We start from the raw sequence: 17,443 nt of genomic DNA on the forward strand, positions 1-17,443 counted from the left end.
GGGCACAACAGTCCTTCAACCGCAGGGCCGCGACAGTTCGTCACCGGGTGGTCGCGACAGTTCGTCACCGGGTGCGCGTGAACACCGCCCTGACCGGGCGGCCGTCGCGTTACCCCCGGGCTGTCGGCCGTCGACGAGAGGCCGTCCTCCGTCGGCGAACACTGCGGTCAGCACCTCGGGCGGCAACCGGGATCCCCTCGTCCCGGGCGCACAACGCGGCGAGCGCCAGGTCGAGTGGCCCACCCAGGTCGAACACATCCATGGTCCCGGCAGTCGGCTACCGGGACCGTGACCGCGGCGCTGTCCCCGCGTCGTCAGCACGGTGATGTCCGGGCCGACATCGGCCCGGACATCACACTCGCTGCGCATATCGGGTGGACCGTCCCACTAGGGGCGCTGCTGCCCGCCCGGGCCCGGGCCCGGTGCCGGCACCGGGCCCGGGCGGGCTACCGAGCAGCTGCCGTCGCGGGCTCGGGCTGCGGGCTGGTCAGCGCCACGGGATTGAAATGCCGCAACGCCACCACGAGGTTGACCGCCGCAAGTGTGGACAGGGCCGCGAGGACGAGCAGGGTCGTGGTCACGCCGAAGCGGCCGATCGCCATCCCGCCGGCGAGGAAGCCCAGCGGGCCGGCGATGTTGCTGATGGTCATGACCGCCTGGATCACCTTCGCTCGGATGTCGACCGCGAACCGGGTGGCCAGGATGCTGAAGAACGGGGCGTTGGACAACGGAAGTGCCGCACCGGACACCGCGAGCGCGGCGACCAGGACCGGCACCGGCACGTCGAACAGCAACACCCACCAGGGCAGGACGAGCTGGAAGGCGGCCAGCCCGAAGACCATCGTCGGGGACAACCGGCTGCCGATCAGATAGCTGACCGCCGCCCCGGCGATCGCGCCGGCACCGAAGCCGGAGAGCAGCAGCCCACCGACCCTGGCATCGCCGGCGAAGCGGGCGAACGCCAGCAGCGGCAGCGCGAGCATCAGGACCCGCATGAGGAAGCCGAAGCTGATGGTCGTGACCATCACCCGTCGCAGGAAGTCGTCCCGGAGCAGTGCGCGTACCCCGGCCAGGACTCCTGCGTGGTCCGGAGTCTGCCGCTCCTGCGGTGCCGGCGTCGCCGGCTCCGTCCGCCGCGTGCGCGGCACGAACCACCACAGCAGCAGGCCCGACACCGCCGAGGTCACGGCGTCGAACAAGAGCACCTTGTCCGCGCCGAGCGTCGCGATCAGCACGCCCGCTATGGCCGGGCCGGCCAACGCGGCGATGTTGAAGCACCCTTCCAGCACACTGTTCGCCCGCATCAGCGCCTTCGGGTCCGGACCGGCGAGTTCGGTGGCCAGGTCGCGTTGCGCGGCGAAGTAGGGCACTCCGAGCACGCCGATCACCGCGACGATCGTCAGGAGCAGGGGAAAGCTGAGCAGACCCACTGCGGCCAGCGCAGGTATCGACCCGATGGCCGCGAACTGCGCGAAGTCGATGACCACCATGGTTCGGCGTGCGCCGTACCGTTGGATGACCTCGCCGCCCACGAAGCCGAGCAGCGCCATGGGGAGCACCGACACGGCGAAGACCAGACCCGCCCGCGGTGCCGAGCCGGTGCTCTCCAGCACCAGCCACGGCAGCGCGAGCGTCGTCATCTGGGTCCCGACGGCGGACCCGGCGCCGGCGGCATACACCGCCGCGAGGGCCCGTCTGGTGGTGCCCGGTGCGGGAGACGGCGCGGTCGACATACCGTTCACCGTCGCCCGGCCGGCTTGTCGATCAGCCCCGTCACGATGGCGGCGAGGTCCGCTATGTATTCCTTCATGACCGAGAAGTGCTCACCCTTCGCCCGGTGCACCCCCAGCCCGGCGGTCCGTTCGCGCCACCGCTGGAGGTAGTCGCTGTAGGTCTGGCCGGAGCTGACGACCTCGTGCTCGCCCTGCGCCAGTTCGTCGCTGACGATGAGATCCAGGTGACCGGCGTACGGGCGGTCCCGGTAGGACAGCACCATCTCCATCACCTCCTCCCACATCCGCGCGGCGGGCAGCCACATCGTTCCCGCGCCGCGCTCGGGGAGCGTGATCCCGTCGTTGCCGACGATGTCGTCCACGATGTGTTCGAGCAGGGCCAGCGTCTCCTGCCGGAGCACCGAGGTGTCCTCGTCCGGCGGCGCCGCGTCGAGCCGCTCCAGGTTCGTCACACACTGCTTGATCAGCGCGTACTCCGACCAGAGGTGCTCCTTCTGCCAGGCGTCCTGCCCCGGGTCGAGCAGGATGAAGGTGACCTCCTCGCCTTCGGCCATCAACCGGCTGGCCATCTCGCTGCTCACCCCGCTGCCGCCACACCAGCTGAAGATCCGGTACGGCCCCTGCGGGACCGCCTCCCGCAACTCCGCGAGGTAGCGGGTCGCCATCTCCTCGGTGGACGGCACCGAGCCGGTCGACGGGTCGGGGCCCGGCCATTCGAAGGCGACCACCGGCAGATTCGGATCCAGGTGCTCGGCCAGCCTCCGGTACCAGTGCGCGCTGCCGCCGCCGGGGTGCACACACACAAGTGGCGGCTGGTCGCCGGTCCGACGCAGCCAGAGCAGCGCTGTGGCCGGCTGCCGCTCGCCGTCGATCGACGCGGCGAGCGCCGCGAGCGTGCGGTGCTCGACGAAGGTTCGCGCGGTCGTCTCGATGCCATGCCGGTCCCGCAGCATCGCGATCGCCCGCAAGGTCAGCAGCGAGTGCCCGCCGAGGTCGAAGAAGTCGTCGTCGCGGCCGACCCGGGGCAGGCGGAAGACCGCGGTCCAGACCTCGGCGACCGCCACTTCCGTGGGCGTACGGGGCGCGCTGTATTCCCGTACCGACGTTGCCGCCGCCGGCCGGGGCAGCGCGGCCCGGTCGAGTTTGCCGTTGTTGTTCAACGGGAGCCGGTCCAGGCGGACCCAGGCCGTCGGGACCAGGAAGCCGGGCACCCTGCTTCGCATCACGTCACCGAGCCGGGCCGGGTCGGCCGGGCCGTCCTCGTCGAGCACGACGTACCCGACGAGTTGCTTGACCCCGTCCACGCCCTGGTACGCCGCCGCCGCGGCGGCCCGCACCGTGGGCAGCTCGGCGATCGCGGCCTCCACCTCGCCCAGCTCGACGCGGTGCCCGCGGATCTTCACCTGGTGGTCGCGCCGCCCGATGAAGTGGATGGTGCCGTCCGGGTCCTGGCGGACCATGTCCCCGGTGCGGTAGAGCCGGTTTCCCGGCGCGCTTCCGGACGGGTCCGGTACGAAGCGTTCGGCGGTCAGGTCCGGACGGCTCTGGTAGCCACGCGCGACGCCCGAACCACCCAGCAGCAGCTCACCCGGCACGCCGAACGGGACCGGGTCGAGGTTCTCGTCGACGACGTGCACGTAGGTGTGATGGATCGGCTTCCCGACCGGGATGACGTCGGTGAGCGCCGGCAGGGAAATCCGTGGGTGGACGGTGGCGAACGTGGTGGTCTCGGTCGGGCCGTACCCGTTGCTGACCAGCACGCCGTGTTCCATCGCCTTACGCACCTGCTGCGGCGGCAGCACCTCGCCACCGACCACCACTTCCCGTACCCCGGCCAACGCCTGCGGCCGAACGTCCATCATGGTGTTGAACAGGCCGGTGGGCAGGCACAGCACGGTCACCCCGTGCCGGCGCAGGATCTCGTCGAGCTCGTCCGCGGTCGGCGTTTCCGGGGCGACGACCAGCCGGGCCCCGTTGCACAGCGCACCCCAGACCTCGAACGTCGAGGCATCGAAGGCGAGCGTGCAGATCTGGAGCATGACCTGCTCGGCGTCCAGGTGCGCGTACTCCTGGCCGTGCACCAGCCGTACGACGCCGCGGTGCGGGACCAGCACACCCTTCGGGCGGCCGGTGGACCCCGAGGTGTACGTGATGTAGGCGAGGTTCTCCGGTGACAGCGTCACCTGTGGTGCGGTGGTCGGCCAACTGCCGTTCGACCACCATTCGGAGTCCAGACTCAGCGTGGTCAACCCGGCACGAGCCGCGAAACGGTGCGCGTGGGTCGGCCCGCTCACCAGGATCCGGGCGCCGGAATCGTCGAGGAGGTACTCGATGCGGCTGTCCGGATACTTGGGGTCGAGCGGCAGGTAGCAGCCGCCGGCCTTGAGGATGCCGAGCAACGCGACCACCGTGTCGATCCCACGGTCCATGCAGACCGCGACGGGAGTCTCCACGCCGACGCCGTGCTCACGAAGCGCCCACGCCAGTTGGTTGGCCCGGGCGTCGAGCTCGCGGTAGGTCAGGCGCGACTCGCCGCACTCGAGTGCGACGGCGTCCGGCCGGGCGTGTGCCTGGGTCATGAACAGGTCGGTGACGCACGCCTCGGGCAGGGCGGGCCAGTCCTGCTGCGGCTCGGTGAACCGGTGCGCCGGGGTCGAGCTGAGGTCCACCGGGTTCGCGCCGTCGTCGGCGATCATCGCGGTGAGCAGTTCGAGGAAGGTCTCTCCCAGCGCGGTCAGTCGCTCCTCCGTGGCCCAACCGGCCCGGCACTCCAGTCGTAGCTCGCCCGGGAAGGTCAACGTGACCAGGGTGAACTCGTTGGGGCTGTCGTCGACAACCGTGCCGAACACGTCCTGCTGCGCGTCGAGCACGTGGAAGTCGAGGTAGGAGAAGATGCTGCTGATCAGCGGCGTACCGGAGCCCCAGGCACGCTGCATGGCGGGGATCGGATAGCGCCGGTGCGGCCAGACGGCAAGCTCCTCGGCGAACACGGCGCGCACGAGGTCGCGCCACCGGGGCGTACGCAGGTCCACCGCGAACGGCACCGTGTTGAGGTACATGCCCATGACCTCGTCGCCGCGCAGCAGTTCGGGCCGGCCGTTGACGACCAGACCACTGAAGAACCGCCGCTGGCCGGTGATGACGCCGATCATCGCGAGGTGTGCGGTGTGCAGCACGGCCTTGAGCGAGGTCTGCGTCCGCGCGGCCAGCTCACGCAGCCCCGGTTCGAGATGCCGCCAGGACATCCGCAGCTCCGGCACCGCGCCGTGGCCGGCCGGGGCGGTGTCCGCCGGCAACGCGATCCGGTCGTAGTCGCCGACGCGGCTCCGCCAGAACTGCTCGTCCGGCCCGGCCGACAGCGAGCGCCGTTCCAACCTGACGAAGTCCGCGTAGCGCCCGGGAGGCGGAGGCTTCAACGCATCGGTGTCCGCGTCCCGGATCGCCCGGTAGGTGTCCCGCAGTTCGGCGATGAGGGAGTGGTGGCTCCAGCCGTCCAGGATGGCGTGGCACTCCGTGTGGGTCAGCACCCACGTCCGCTCCCCGGTGCGGTGCACGTGCCAGCGCAGTTGCGGGGCGTGATCGATGGGCAGCATCGCCAGCTTCATCGACTCCCGGTACCGCTCCAGGATGTCCTGCTGCTCGGCTTCCGGGAGCCCGCGCAGATCGTCGAAGCCCACCTCGACCCGCGCCTCGGCGTGGACGAGTTGCATCGGCTCGGTGTAGCCGGACGGGTGGAACGTGGTGCGCAGGATCTCGTGCCGGTCGACCAGCCATTGTGCGGCCTGGTTCAACGCGGTCAGCGAGAACGGACCGTCGTCGGCGATGTCGAAGCTGGTGACGTTCTGGTACGCCGGGTGCGAGCCGTTGACAAGCATTTCGTACACCATGCCGGCCTGCACCTGGCCCATCGGGTAGGCGTCCACCAGGCCGTCGGGGAGCCGGTCGCGGTCGGCCGGGTCGAGTTGTTCGAACGGGCGAACCGGCGGCTCGTCCGCACCGGCCGCCGGCCGGTCGGCGAGCGTCGCCAGCTGCGCCGCGGTCTGGTGGGTGAAGATGTCCTGCACCGACAGGTGCAGCCCGCCGCGGCGCAGGGTCCCGATCGCGCGGATGGCCCGGATCGAGTCACCGCCGACGTCGAAGAACCGGTCGAGCACACCGATCCGTTCGACGCCCAGCGCCGCCGCGAGTGCCTCGGCGACGACGCCTTCGGCCTCGGTGCGGGGGGCGACGTACGCGCCGGCCGCCCAGGCGCGGCCAGGTGTCGGGGCCGGCAACGCGCGCCGGTCGGTCTTTCCGCTGGTGGTCAGGGGCAGCGCGGCGAGCAGCTGCCAGTGGCTCGGGATCATCGCCTCGGGCAGGCGACCGCGCAGGAACGACGCCACGTCGCTCACCTCGACGCCGGCCTCCGTGTCGCGGGCGACGAGGTAGCCGACGAGTTGGCCGTCGTGCACCGCGACGGCGACCGCGGACACCGCCGGGTGCTCGGCCGCCACCGCCTCGATCTCGCCGAGTTCGACCCGGTGTCCGCGGATCTTCACCTGGTCGTCGAGTCGGCCGAGGTAGTCGATCCGGCCGTCCGGCAGGTACCTCGCGAGGTCACCGGTGCGGTACAGCCGCCCTCCTGCGCCGGACTCCTCGAACGGGTCGGGGACGAACCGCTGCGCCGTGAGCCCCGGGCGGCTGAGGTAGCCACGGGCCAGTTGCACGCCGCCCAGCAGCAGCTCACCCGGCACTCCGATCGGGACCGGCCGCAGGTTCTCGTCGACGATGTAGGTGCGCGTGTTGGCGATCGGCCGTCCGATGGTGACCGGCGTCCCGGGCGCGCAGCGCACCGCGGTGACGTCGACGGCCGCCTCGGTCGGCCCGTAGAGGTTGTGCAACTCGCAGCCGATCCGCTCGTGGACGGCGGCGACCAGGTCGGCGGGGAGCGCCTCGCCGCTACAGATCATCCGTCGCACCGACGGCAACGGCCCGAACGACTCGGCCAGGAACACCCGCAACATCGACGGTACGAAATGCAGGGTGGTGACCTGCTCGGTGGCGATCAGCTCGGCCAGGTAGTGCGGGTCGCGGTGACCGTCGGGTCGGGCGATCACCAGCGTGGCCCCGGTGATCAGCGGCCAGAAGAACTCCCACACCGAGACGTCGAAGCTGTACGGGGTCTTCTGCAGCACCCGGTCGGAGGCGTCCAGCCGGTACGCGTCCTGCATCCAGTGCAACCGGTTGACGATCGCGCGGTGGGTGACCACGACGCCCTTGGGCCGGCCGGTCGAACCGGACGTGTAGATCACGTACGCCGGGTGGTCCGGCCCCGCCGGAACCGTGCCCGTCGGTGCCGGCCCGGTGTCGGGGACGACCGGTTCGGTGTCGGTGAGCACGATCGTGACACCGGCGTCGGCACACATGTAGTCCCGGCGTTCGGCCGGGTGGTCCGGGTCCAACGGCAGGTAGGCGCCGCCGGCCTTCTGGATCGCCAGCAGGGCCACCACCAGCTCGATGCTCCGGCGGCGGCACACGCCGACGATCGACTCCGGCCCGACGCCCGCGTCGAGAAGGTACCGCGCCAGTCGGTCGGCGCGCCGGTCCAGCTCGGCGTAGGAGACGTCCTCGCCCTCGAAGCGGAGGGCAACGGCGTCCGGGGTGCGGGCCACCTGCCGCGCGAACAGCTCCGGCAGGGTGCCGGTCGGGTACGCCACCTCGGTCTCGTTCCACGTCCGCACCAGCTGCCGCTCGGCCGGTGGCGGCTCGACCAGCCGGCTGATCGGTGCGTCCGGGGTGGCCGCGATGGCGCCGATGAGGGTGGTGAAGTGGGTCGCGAACCGCTCGACGGTGTCCCGGTCGAACAGCGCGGTGGCGTAGTTCAGGAAGCCGGTGAGGGTGCCGTCGGGCTGGTCGACGACCACCAGGGTCAGGTCGAACTTGGCGTCGCTCTCACCGACCGGCAGCTCCTCGGCGCGCAGTTCACCGACGCGGCGGGCCGTGGAGTCCCCGCTGGCCCACAGGAACATGGTCGAGAACAGCGGGGTCCGGGACGCGTCGCGCACCGGGGCCAGCTCGTCCACCAGCCGTTCGAACGGAAGTTCCTGGTGGGCGTAGGCGCCGAGCGCCATCTCCTTGACCCGCCGGAGCACCTCGCGGAAGGACGGGTCGCCTGACAGGTCGGTGCGCAGCACCAGCGTGTTGAGGAACAGCCCGATCAGGTCCTGCACCTCGGCCCGGTCGCGACAGGCCACCGGGGTGCCGATCGTGATGTCGTTGCTCCGACCGAACCGACCGAGCACGATCGCGTACACGGCCATCAGCACCATGAACGGCGTCGCGCCGGCCTGGCGGGCGAGCTCGTGCAGGGCTCGGGCGTCCGGCGCGGACACCGCGAACGGGACCAGGTCGCAGGCGCTGTCCCGGACCTGTGGGCGCGGCCGGTCGAGCGGCAGTTCCACCGGGGTGGCGCCGGCCAACGCCTGCCGCCAGTAGTCGAGCTGGCGGTCCAGCGCGGCACCGGACATCGCACCGCGCTGCCACGCGGCGAAGTCCGCGTACTGCACCGGCAGTGGTGCCAACGGGGACGGTCCGCCGGTCAGCGCGGCGGTGTACAACCGGTCGAGCTCACGCCACAGCACCTGCTCGGACCAGCCGTCGAAAGCGATGTGGTGCAGGGTCACGACCAGCGCATGCTCCTCGTCGCCCAGCCGCGCGAGGGTTCCGGTCAGCACCGGCCCGGTCGCCAGGTCGACGGGTGCCCGGTCGTGGGTCATCCAGCCGGCGATCCGCTCGTCCTGCGCGGCGGGGTCGAGGCCACGCAGGTCCACCTCGTGCAGCGTGGCCGGCTGCGGCGGGTCGATCACCTGGCCCGGCTCGCCGTCGACCACCACATAGCGGGTGCGCAGCACCTCGTGCCTCGCCACGATCCCGTCCAGCGCCGCCCGCAGCGCGGCGGACTCCAGCGGCCCGAACAGTCGGAGGCCGGCGCTGGCCAGATACTCCGTGCCGCCCGGCCGGACCTGGTCGAGAATCCACAGCCGGCGCTGCGCGAACGACAACGCGGGCGGCGTCTCGCGTGATACCCGGGTGATCCCCTCGTCCGGCGCGGCGGTCTTGGCACCTACGAGCCTGCGCCGAAGCAACTCCGCGCGCAGACCGGCTCGATCGATTGTCTCAGTCACAGGGCACCATCCTGGGAAAGCAGTTCGCTCATCTGGGCGTCGGTCAGCTCGTCGAGTTCGGCCGTGATCAGGTCGGTCACCACCACCGCCAGCTCCGCCACGGTGGTCGCCTCGAACAGGCAGCGCAGCGGAACCTCCACGGCGAGGGCCGCCCGCAGCCGGGCCAGGACCCGGGTGGCCAGTAGCGAGTGCCCACCGAGTCCGAAGAAGTCGTCGTCGACGCCGATCCGGTCGACGCCGAGGATGTCGGACCAGATCCCGGCGATGGTCTCCTCCGCCGGGTCCCGCGGTGCCACATATCCGCGGGCACCGTCGAGCTGGGACGGTTTCGGATCCGGCAGCGCGGCCCGGTCGACCTTCTTGCTCGGCGACAGCGGCAGGGCCGCAACGGTGACCCAGGCCGACGGGATCATGTACGAGGGCAGTGACTCCCGTAGGTACGCCCGCAACTCGTCGAGGTCGGGGCCGGTGTCGTGGGACCACTCCAGGTAGGCGACGAGTCGCTTGTCGCCGGGCCCGATGTCCTTCGCGACGACGGCGGCGGCGGGCACCGCGGGGTGCTTGGCCAACACGGCTTCGATCTCGGCGAGTTCGATCCGGAAACCGCGGATCTTCACCTGGGTGTCGAGGCGGCCGAGGAAATCGACGTTGCCGTCCGGCCGGAGCCGGACCAGGTCTCCGGTGCGGTAGAGGCGCGCTCCCGGTTCGGTGGCGAACGGGTCGGGCACGAACCGCTCCGCGGTCAGCTCGGGCCGGTCGTGATAGCCGCGCGCCAGGCGCACGCCGCCGAGGTACAGCTCGCCGGGGACCCCGACGGGAAGCGGACGCTGCTCCGCGTCGAGCACGTACACCTGGGTTCCGGCGGCCGCGCGGCCGATGTGCAGGGTGGCCGTGCTGCGCTCGTCGGCGAGGTCACCGGAGACCGGGTTGAGCATGCAGGTGACGGTGGCCTCGGTCGGCCCGTAGGTGCAGAGGAAGCGGCCGGGCAGGCCGGTCGCCGCCCAGCGTTGGGCGTCGGCGACGGTCACCACGTCCGAGCTGACGTTGACGAGCTTCAGCCCGGTGAGCTGGTCCACGCCGGCATCCATCATCTCCCGGTAGTACGCCGGAGTGATCTCCATGATCGTGACGCCGTACTGCGCCAGCTTGGCCGGCAGTTCGCTCGGCGCCCAGAAGACCGGGTCGCTCACCACGATCGTGGCGCCGGTGGCCAGGGTGGCGCCGATCTGGTCCATGGAGACGTCGAAGGTGAGCGCCGAGAGCAGCACGACCCGCTCGCCGGGGCGGATGCCGTAGTAGTCGGCGATCACCCGGCAGTGGTGCGCGTACGCCCGGTGCGAGATCATCACGCCCTTGGGGCGGCCGGTCGACCCGGACGTGTAGATGATGTACGCGAGGTTGTCCGGAACGGTGGCCGGTGCCGGGTCGGCCGACGGCCGGCCGCTCGCCCGGTCCCCGTCGTCGACGACCAGCACCGGACGGTCGTGCCCGGCGAACCGGTCGGCGAACTTGCCGGTGGTCACCACCAGGTACGCTCCGGCGTCGTCGAGCATGTAGCGCAGCCGCTCCGGCGGATGTTCCGGGTCGAACGGCGCGTACACCCCGCCGGCCTTGAGCACCGCCAGCAGCACCACCACCGGCGCGATGCCGCGCTGAAGGCACGAGCCGACGACGACCTCCGGTCCGACACCCATCGAACGGAGCTGGTGCGCCAGCTCGTTGACCCGTGCGTTCAGCTCGGCGTAGCCGAGCCGCTCGGTACCGAACACCACTGCGGTCGCGTCCGGGGTCCGGGCCGCCCACTGCTCGAACAGCTCCGGAACCGAGAGGTGCCGTTCGCCGGGCGGGTCGAGCAGGTCCAGCTTGTCCGCGTCGGGGTCCGGCCACCGGTGCACGATCGTGTGGCGTTCCTCGGCCGACAGCAGATCCAGCTCGCCGATCCGGGCCTGCGGATCGGCGACCACGCCGCCCAGCAGGCGTAGGTACTGGCCGGCGAGGCGTTCGACCGTCGAGCGGTCGAACAGCGCGGTGGCGTACTCGAACCAGCACTCCAGCCGCCCGTCCGGCTGCTCCATCACCGACAGGGTGAGGTCGAACTTGGCCACCGACAGGCCGCTGTCCAGGCCGGCCGCGGCGCACCCGGCGAGGGTGGACGGCGAGTTACCGGCACCGGTGTGCTGTACCTCGAACATGATCTGGAACAGCGGATTGCGGGACAGGTCGCGGTCCGGTTGCAGGGCGTCGACGAGGTGTTCGAACGGCACCTCCTGGTTGGCGAACGCCTCCAGGGCGGTCCCGCGGACCCGGTCGACCAGGTCGAGGAAGGTCGGGTTTCCGCCCAGGTCGGCCCGGACCACGAGGTTGTTGACGAAGAAACCGATCAGGTCCTCGCTCTCCGGCCGTGTCCGGCCGGCGACCGGGGTGCCGATCGCGATGTCGGTGCGGCCGGTGTGGCGGCTCAGCAGCACGTCGAACGCGGCCAGCAGCACCATGAACAACGTGGCACCGGTCTGGTTGCCCAGCTCGCGTACCGCCGCTCCGGTGTCCTGCGGTATGTCGACGATGAACAGTTCACCGCGCAGGTCTCGCCCGGGCTGGCGGGGCCGGTCGGGGGTCAGTTCGACCGGCACGAGCCCGGCGAGCCGGGTTCGCCAGTACTCGATCTGGTTGCCGATGGTGCCGTCGGCCTGGCGGTCGCGTTGCCAGGCGGCGAAGTCGGCGTACTGCACCGGAAGCGGCTGCGTCGACCACGGGGTACCGGCGAGTCCTGCCGCGTACGCCTCGTTCAGCTCGCGCAGGAAGATGCCCAGCGACCAGTTGTCGAAGGCGATGTGGTGCAGGGTGATCGCGACCAGGTGTTCGTCGGCCGCCGTGTGTACGACCGTGACCCGCAGCGGACGCTCGTGGGTGAGGTCGAACGGCCGGGCGCTCGCCGCTTCGACGATCGTCCTGGCGCGCTGCGCGGCATCCGGGGTGCCGGTCAGGTCCACCACGTCGAAGGGCACCGGGCCGGGGGGATCCACGACTTGCAGCGGGACACCGCTGTCCCCGACGTAGCGGGTGCGCAGCACCTCGTGCCGGGCGCTGACCTCCTCCACCGCGCGGCGCAGCGTCGCGGTGTCGAGCGTTCCGGTGAGGTGGTACACCATCGGGATCAGGTATTCCGCGCTGCCCGGTTCGAGCTGGTCCAGGAACCACAGTCGCTGCTGGCCGAACGAGGTCGGCAGGGCGCTGTCGCGGGGTACGGGCACGATCTGCGGCTCGCTGTCGGGTGTCGTACCCGCGTCGATCGCCGCGGCGACCCGCTCCACGGTCCGTCCTTCGAACAGGGTGGCCACCGTCAGCTCCAGCCCGAACCGGCGGCGCAACCGGTGCGCGAGCCGGATCGCCAGCAGCGAATGCCCACCCAGCGCGAAGAAGTCGTCCGCCACGCCGACCCGCTCGGCCCCGGTCAGCTCGCCCATGAGCGTGGCGACGGCCCGCTCGGTCTCCGTTCGGGGGGCGACGTGACCGGGCGCTACGTCATCGGGTACGACGTGATCCGGGTCGTCGCCGGGCGGCCGGCTGCCGGGGGTCGGCAGCGCCGACCGGTCGACCTTTCCGTTGGGCAGCGACGGCAGCTCGGCCAGCGCGATGATGCTGGCGGGAACCATCGCGGCGGGCAGCCGGGTGCCGAGGAATCCGGACAACTCGTCGGGCTCCACCGTCGTCCCGGCGACCGGCACCACGTAGCCCGCGAGCTCCAGATCACCGGTGACGGACCGATAGGAGGTGACCACGGCCGCCGCGACCGACGGATGCGCCCGGAGGGCGGCCTCCACCTCGCCGGGTTCGACGCGTACCCCTCGCACCTTGACCTGCGCGTCCAGGCGACCGACGAACTCCAGGATTCCGTCGGCACGCCACCTGGCGAGGTCTCCGGTGCGGTACCACCGCTGACCGGGCCGGGTGGCCAGGGGGTTCGGGGTGAACCGCTCGGCGGTGAGGTCGCCGCGCCCGGCGTAACCGCGGGCGAGGCCGACACCGCCGATGCACAGTTCACCGGGTACGCCGATGGGTGCGAGCCGGTCGGCGGAGTCCACCACGTACAGGTCGACGCCGGGCAGCGCGGCACCGATCGGGACCGTACCGTCGGTCTCGCCACGCTCGTAGCGCCACGCGGTCACGTCGATCGAGGACTCGGTCGGGCCGTAGGTGTTGTACAGGTCCACCTCCCGCACGCCGAGCAGTCGTTCGCACAGTTCGGTCGGCAGCGGCTCGCCGGCGGAGCACACCAGCCGCAGTGCGTCGCAGGCGGCCAGCTCCGGCTCCTCGACCACGGTGCGCAGCACGGACGGGACGAGTTGCACCACGGTGATCCGGTACGCCGCGAGGGCACCGACCATCACGGCGGTGTCGCGGTGCGCGTCCTGCGGCGCCATCACCACGCAGCCGCCGGACACCAGCGGCGCCAGGAACTCCCACATCGAGGCGTCGAACCCGATGGTCGTCTTCTGCAGTACGCGGTCGGTACCGCTGAGCCCGAACTGGTCCACCGCCCACAGCACCCGGTTCCGGATCCCGCCGTGGCTGATCACGACGCCCTTGGGGCGACCGGTGGATCCGGACGTGTACATGACGTAGGCGGCGTTCGCGGCGTCGAGCGCCACCGGTGGCGGTGGCGTGGCCTGGGTGATGGCGTCCCACTGCTCGTCGAGCACCACCACCGGGGTGCGCTGCGGAATCCGCTGTCGCAGCGCCGTGTCGGTGAGCACCAGTTCGACGCCCGCGTTGTCGATCATGAATTCGAGCCGCTCGTCGGGCAGGTCGGGTGCGAGCGGGACGTAGACCGCACCGGCGGTGAGCGAACCGAGCAGTGCGACCACGAGATCGGCACCGCGGTGCAGGGCGACGCCGACGGCTGTTTCCGCACCGACTCCCCGGGTGTGCAGGAAGCTGGCCAGGCTGTCCGCCCTGGACCTCAGCTCGGCGTAGGTCAGCTCGACGTCACCACAGACCACGGCCACCGCGTCCGGCGTGGCCTCGGCCTGCGCCCGGAACAGGTCCGGCAGCAGCGCGTCGGTCGCCTCGCGCGGCGCGGGGTTCCAGCCGAGCACCTGCTGCTGTTCCACGGCCGTCACCGTCGGCACGTCGCGCAGCGGTGTGTCCGGCGCCGCCGCCAGGTTCTCCAGGAGCGACAGGTAGTTGTCGGCCATCCGCTGGATGCGGGCCCGGTCGAAGAGCGCGGCCGGATAGGTGATCCGGGCGACCCAGGATCCGTCCGGCTCCTCGGTCATCTGTAGCGACATGTCGAAGGTGGCACTGCGTACGGGGGTCGGCACCCAGTCGACCTCGATGCCGGGCAGACGCAGCGGCTCCCCCTGGCCGTTCAGGACCGCGAACCCGACCTGGAAGAGCGGGTTGCGGGACAGGCCGCGGTCCGGCGCCAGTTCGGCGGCCAGGCGTTGCAGGGGCACGTCCTTGTGCTCGAAGGCGTCCAGGGCCGTTTCGCGGACCCGGCCGAGCAGTTCGACGAAGGTGGGATCCCCGGACAGATCGGTCCGCAGCACCACCGTCTGCGCGAGCGAGCCGATCACCGGCTCCAGCTCGACCCGGTTCCGCCCGCTTGTCGACACGCCGACACCGAAGTCGAGCTGGTCCGCGTAACGGCTGATCAAGAGCTGGTAGGCGGCCAGGAACACCATGAACGGGGTCGCCCGGGCGGCGCGTCCCACGGCGGTGACTCGGGCCACCAACGGTGCCGGCACGGTGAACGCCACCACCTCGCCGGCCGGCTCCCATACGGCGGGGCGCTGCCGGTCGGTGGGCAGTTCCAGTGGCGGCAGTCCGGCCAGTCGCTCGCGCCAGTAGTCCAAATGCCGGACGAACGCCGCGTCGTTCGCGTCCCAACGGCTCCGCTGCCAGTCGGCGAAGTCGGCGTACTGGAGCTCAAGCGGCTCAAGCGGCGACCTCTCGCTGGCGGCGTGGGCCGCGTAGAGCACGCCCAGTTCCCTGGCCAGGACGCCCAGCGACGGGCCGTCGAAGGCTATGTGATGCACCACGATCATCAGGATCGTGTCCGTGGGGGAAAGCTCGACGAGGGTCAGCCGCCAGGGCGCGGATTCGCGCAGGTCGATCGGCGTCGTCACCGCTGCGTCGCCGATTTCCCATACCCGTCGGTCCTGTTCGGCCGCTGGGTACCCGCTCAGGTCCACCACCGTGATGTCGACCGGCGCCGGCTCGTCGATGATCTGCACCGGTTGTCCGTCGACGGTGGCGTAGCGGGTACGCAAGATTTCGTGCCGGCCGGCGATCTCAGTGAAGGCCGCGGTCAGCGCTTCCCGGTCCAGTGGCCCGCGTAGCCGGAATCCCCAGTGCAACAGGTACTCCTGGGTGCCGGACCGGACCTGGTCGAGGAACCACAGCTGCTCCTGCTCGAACGACAGGCGGAGCTGGTTGCCGGTTTCGAGGATGTCAGTCATGCGCACACCTGCTGCTTCGTCGGTAGGAAGTCATCCAATGTGGTGCCCAGGCTGCGGGCCGACGCCGCACGCCGGACCAGGTCGGCCACCGCCAGATCCAGGCAGCCGAGACCGAACGGGGAGAACACCGTCACGGTGTCGTCGCTCCTGACGTACCGCTCACCGGCCACCAGGACCTCGCCCAGCGAGGCGGCGATGAAGTCGCGGTGTCCGGCTTCCTGCTGCGCCAGATCCAACGACGTCGCGGCCCGGCACACGTGGTCCGCGTCATCGACGATGTTCACGCTGGAACGGATCGAGTCGGTGGTGAGGTCACGCAACGACAGGTGCAGCACCAGCGTTCCCGGGCGGCAGTGCTCGGTACCCAGGTGCGGGGCGCTCGCCGTCGTCGCCAGGCACACCAGTTTGTGGCGGGCCATGGCGTCGGCCGCGTTCTCGGCCACGTCGATCTTCAACGTCGGCCAGACCGACCGCGCCTCGGCGGCGAAGGACTGCGCCCGTTCGGCGCTGAGGTCGTACAAGGTCACCGTGTCCAGCGCCGGCAGCACGGTTCGCAGATACCTCAGCACTTCGAAATTGATCGGACCGCAGCCGACAAGCGTCACCGCGGATTCCGGGCTGGAGGAGGAGAGCGTGAACGCCGCCAGGGCGGCGCTCGCCGCCGTACGTCCAGCGGAGATCGCCGATGCTTCGAGGATCGCCTCCGGTACGCCGGTGTGTACCGAATTCAGGATCATCACGGCCGATGCCCGGTGCATCCCCCGGCTGAGGTTGCCAGGGAAGGAGGACACCCACTTCATCCCGCAGGTCGGCGTCTCACCGCCCAGATAGGCCGGCAGCGCGATGATCCGCTCGCGCTCACCGTCCGGAAAGCGGAGGAAAACGGACTGCGGCACCCGCGTACGGCCCAACGCGTGGGACCGGTACGCCGCCTCCACCGCGGACACCACGTCGCGCTCGCCCCCGTCGAGGACGGCACGGACCTCACCTGCCCCGAGGATCAACATGGCGCCACCTGCATGTCGGGCTTGTTCCACAGGTGCGACACGTCACCGAAGTACGTCATGACCCAGTCGTCGTCGTAGATGGTGTCCAGGTACCGCTCACCGCGGTCGGGAAAGACCATCGCGCAGGTGGCCCCGGGCCGGATCTGATCGCGCATCTGCTCCAGGCCCGCCACGACGGCGCCCGAGGAGCCACCGACGAGAATCGCCTCGCGGGCGGCCAGCCGACGGCAGGCCACGATCGCGTCGAGGTCGTCGACCCGGACCACGATGTCGGCCAGGTCGCTGCGGTACAGCTTCGGACGCACCGATGCGCCGTGGCCGGGAATCATCCGCCAACCGACCGCCGGGCCGAATATCGCACTGCCCAGCGCGTCCACCGCCACGATGGTCACCGGCAGCTGGTGCGTCCGGATGTATTCGGCGCACCCCCGCAGGGTGCCGCAGGAACTCGTGGCGCAGAACAGGTAGTCGATTTCCGGCAGGGCCCGCACGATCTCTCGTACGGTCGTGTGGTGTGCCTGTGGGTTGAGGGGGTTCGAGTACTGGTCCGGGCAGTACGCGTGATCGATCGTCGCGACGAGTTCACGCACCCGACGGATACGCACGGGCAGGTACTCTCCGGTGGCCGGATCGACGTCGGTGACCACCTCGACCTGCGCGCCGAGTGCGCGCATGATGGCGATGTTGTCTTTGTTGGTGCGTGGATCGACCACACAGATGAAGCGGATTCCGTAGTATCCGCACACCTGCGCGAGGCCGATTCCGAGATTGCCGGAACTGGACTCGATCACCACTGATCGTCCTGGCACGAGCCGCCCGTCGCGTATGCGTTCTCGCAGCATCTCCAGCGCCGAGCGGTCCTTGATACTGCCGCCTGGATTGTGCGACTCCAACTTTGCGAACGTCCTGAACGGACTCTCGGGGTCGAGCTTCACCAGCTCGACGATCGGTGTCGCTCCGATGGTCGCCAGCACTCCTGACCCGGTGGGGGTTTGTTCGGTCATAGAGCCGCTCCTCGAATTGCATCCGCCGCGATGCGCCTACTACGAGATTCCTCCGCAGCACCGAGACAGCGCAGG

5 protein-coding genes are annotated in these 17,443 nt (G+C 70.6%); all 5 read right to left on the reverse strand.

The genetic code is table 11. The annotated features are described in order from the left end of the window. Positions 1 to 446 precede the first annotated feature (446 nt). Genes ACFY2A_RS28140 through sbnA form a run of 5 tightly spaced genes read right to left on the reverse strand, consistent with a single transcriptional unit; the run spans position 447 to position 17,368 of the window. Entirely contained in the window at positions 447 to 1,733 is a 1,287-nt protein-coding gene (locus tag ACFY2A_RS28140) for an MFS transporter (RefSeq protein WP_387176028.1), read from the reverse strand. Between the two features lie 5 nt (positions 1,734 to 1,738). Continuing rightward, positions 1,739 to 8,896 (reverse strand): amino acid adenylation domain-containing protein, encoded by a 7,158-nt coding sequence (locus tag ACFY2A_RS28145; protein ID WP_387176030.1) that lies wholly within the window; start codon positions 8,894 to 8,896, stop codon positions 1,739 to 1,741. Next, complete coding sequence (locus ACFY2A_RS28150) at positions 8,893 to 15,357, reverse strand: amino acid adenylation domain-containing protein (RefSeq protein WP_387176032.1); 6,465 nt, start codon at positions 15,355 to 15,357, stop codon at positions 8,893 to 8,895. The genes ACFY2A_RS28145 and ACFY2A_RS28150 overlap by 4 nt, the downstream gene beginning before the upstream one ends. Beyond that, the gene (gene sbnB, locus ACFY2A_RS28155) at positions 15,354 to 16,364 is read right to left on the reverse strand and encodes a 2,3-diaminopropionate biosynthesis protein SbnB (protein ID WP_387176034.1); all 1,011 of its coding nucleotides are present in this window, start codon (positions 16,362 to 16,364) and stop codon (positions 15,354 to 15,356) included. Before sbnB ends, ACFY2A_RS28150 begins: the two co-directional genes overlap by 4 nt. Continuing rightward, positions 16,358 to 17,368 (reverse strand): 2,3-diaminopropionate biosynthesis protein SbnA, encoded by a 1,011-nt coding sequence (gene sbnA, locus ACFY2A_RS28160; protein WP_363919393.1) that lies wholly within the window; start codon positions 17,366 to 17,368, stop codon positions 16,358 to 16,360. Before sbnA ends, sbnB begins: the two co-directional genes overlap by 7 nt. Between the last annotated feature and the right edge of the window lie 75 nt (positions 17,369 to 17,443).

This window comes from Micromonospora sp. NPDC000442 (assembly GCF_042898635.1).
GTDB lineage: Bacteria > Actinomycetota > Actinomycetes > Mycobacteriales > Micromonosporaceae > Micromonospora.

Excerpts from the sequence above, each read along its gene's own strand:
- sbnB (WP_387176034.1), bottom strand. The coding sequence starts at position 16,364 with ATGTTGATCCTCGGGGCAGGTGAGGTCCGTGCCGTCCTCGACGGGGGC.
- ACFY2A_RS28150 (WP_387176032.1), bottom strand. The coding sequence starts at position 15,357 with ATGACTGACATCCTCGAAACCGGCAACCAGCTCCGCCTGTCGTTCGAG.
- sbnA (WP_363919393.1), bottom strand. The coding sequence starts at position 17,368 with ATGACCGAACAAACCCCCACCGGGTCAGGAGTGCTGGCGACCATCGGA.
- ACFY2A_RS28140 (WP_387176028.1), bottom strand. The coding sequence starts at position 1,733 with ATGTCGACCGCGCCGTCTCCCGCACCGGGCACCACCAGACGGGCCCTC.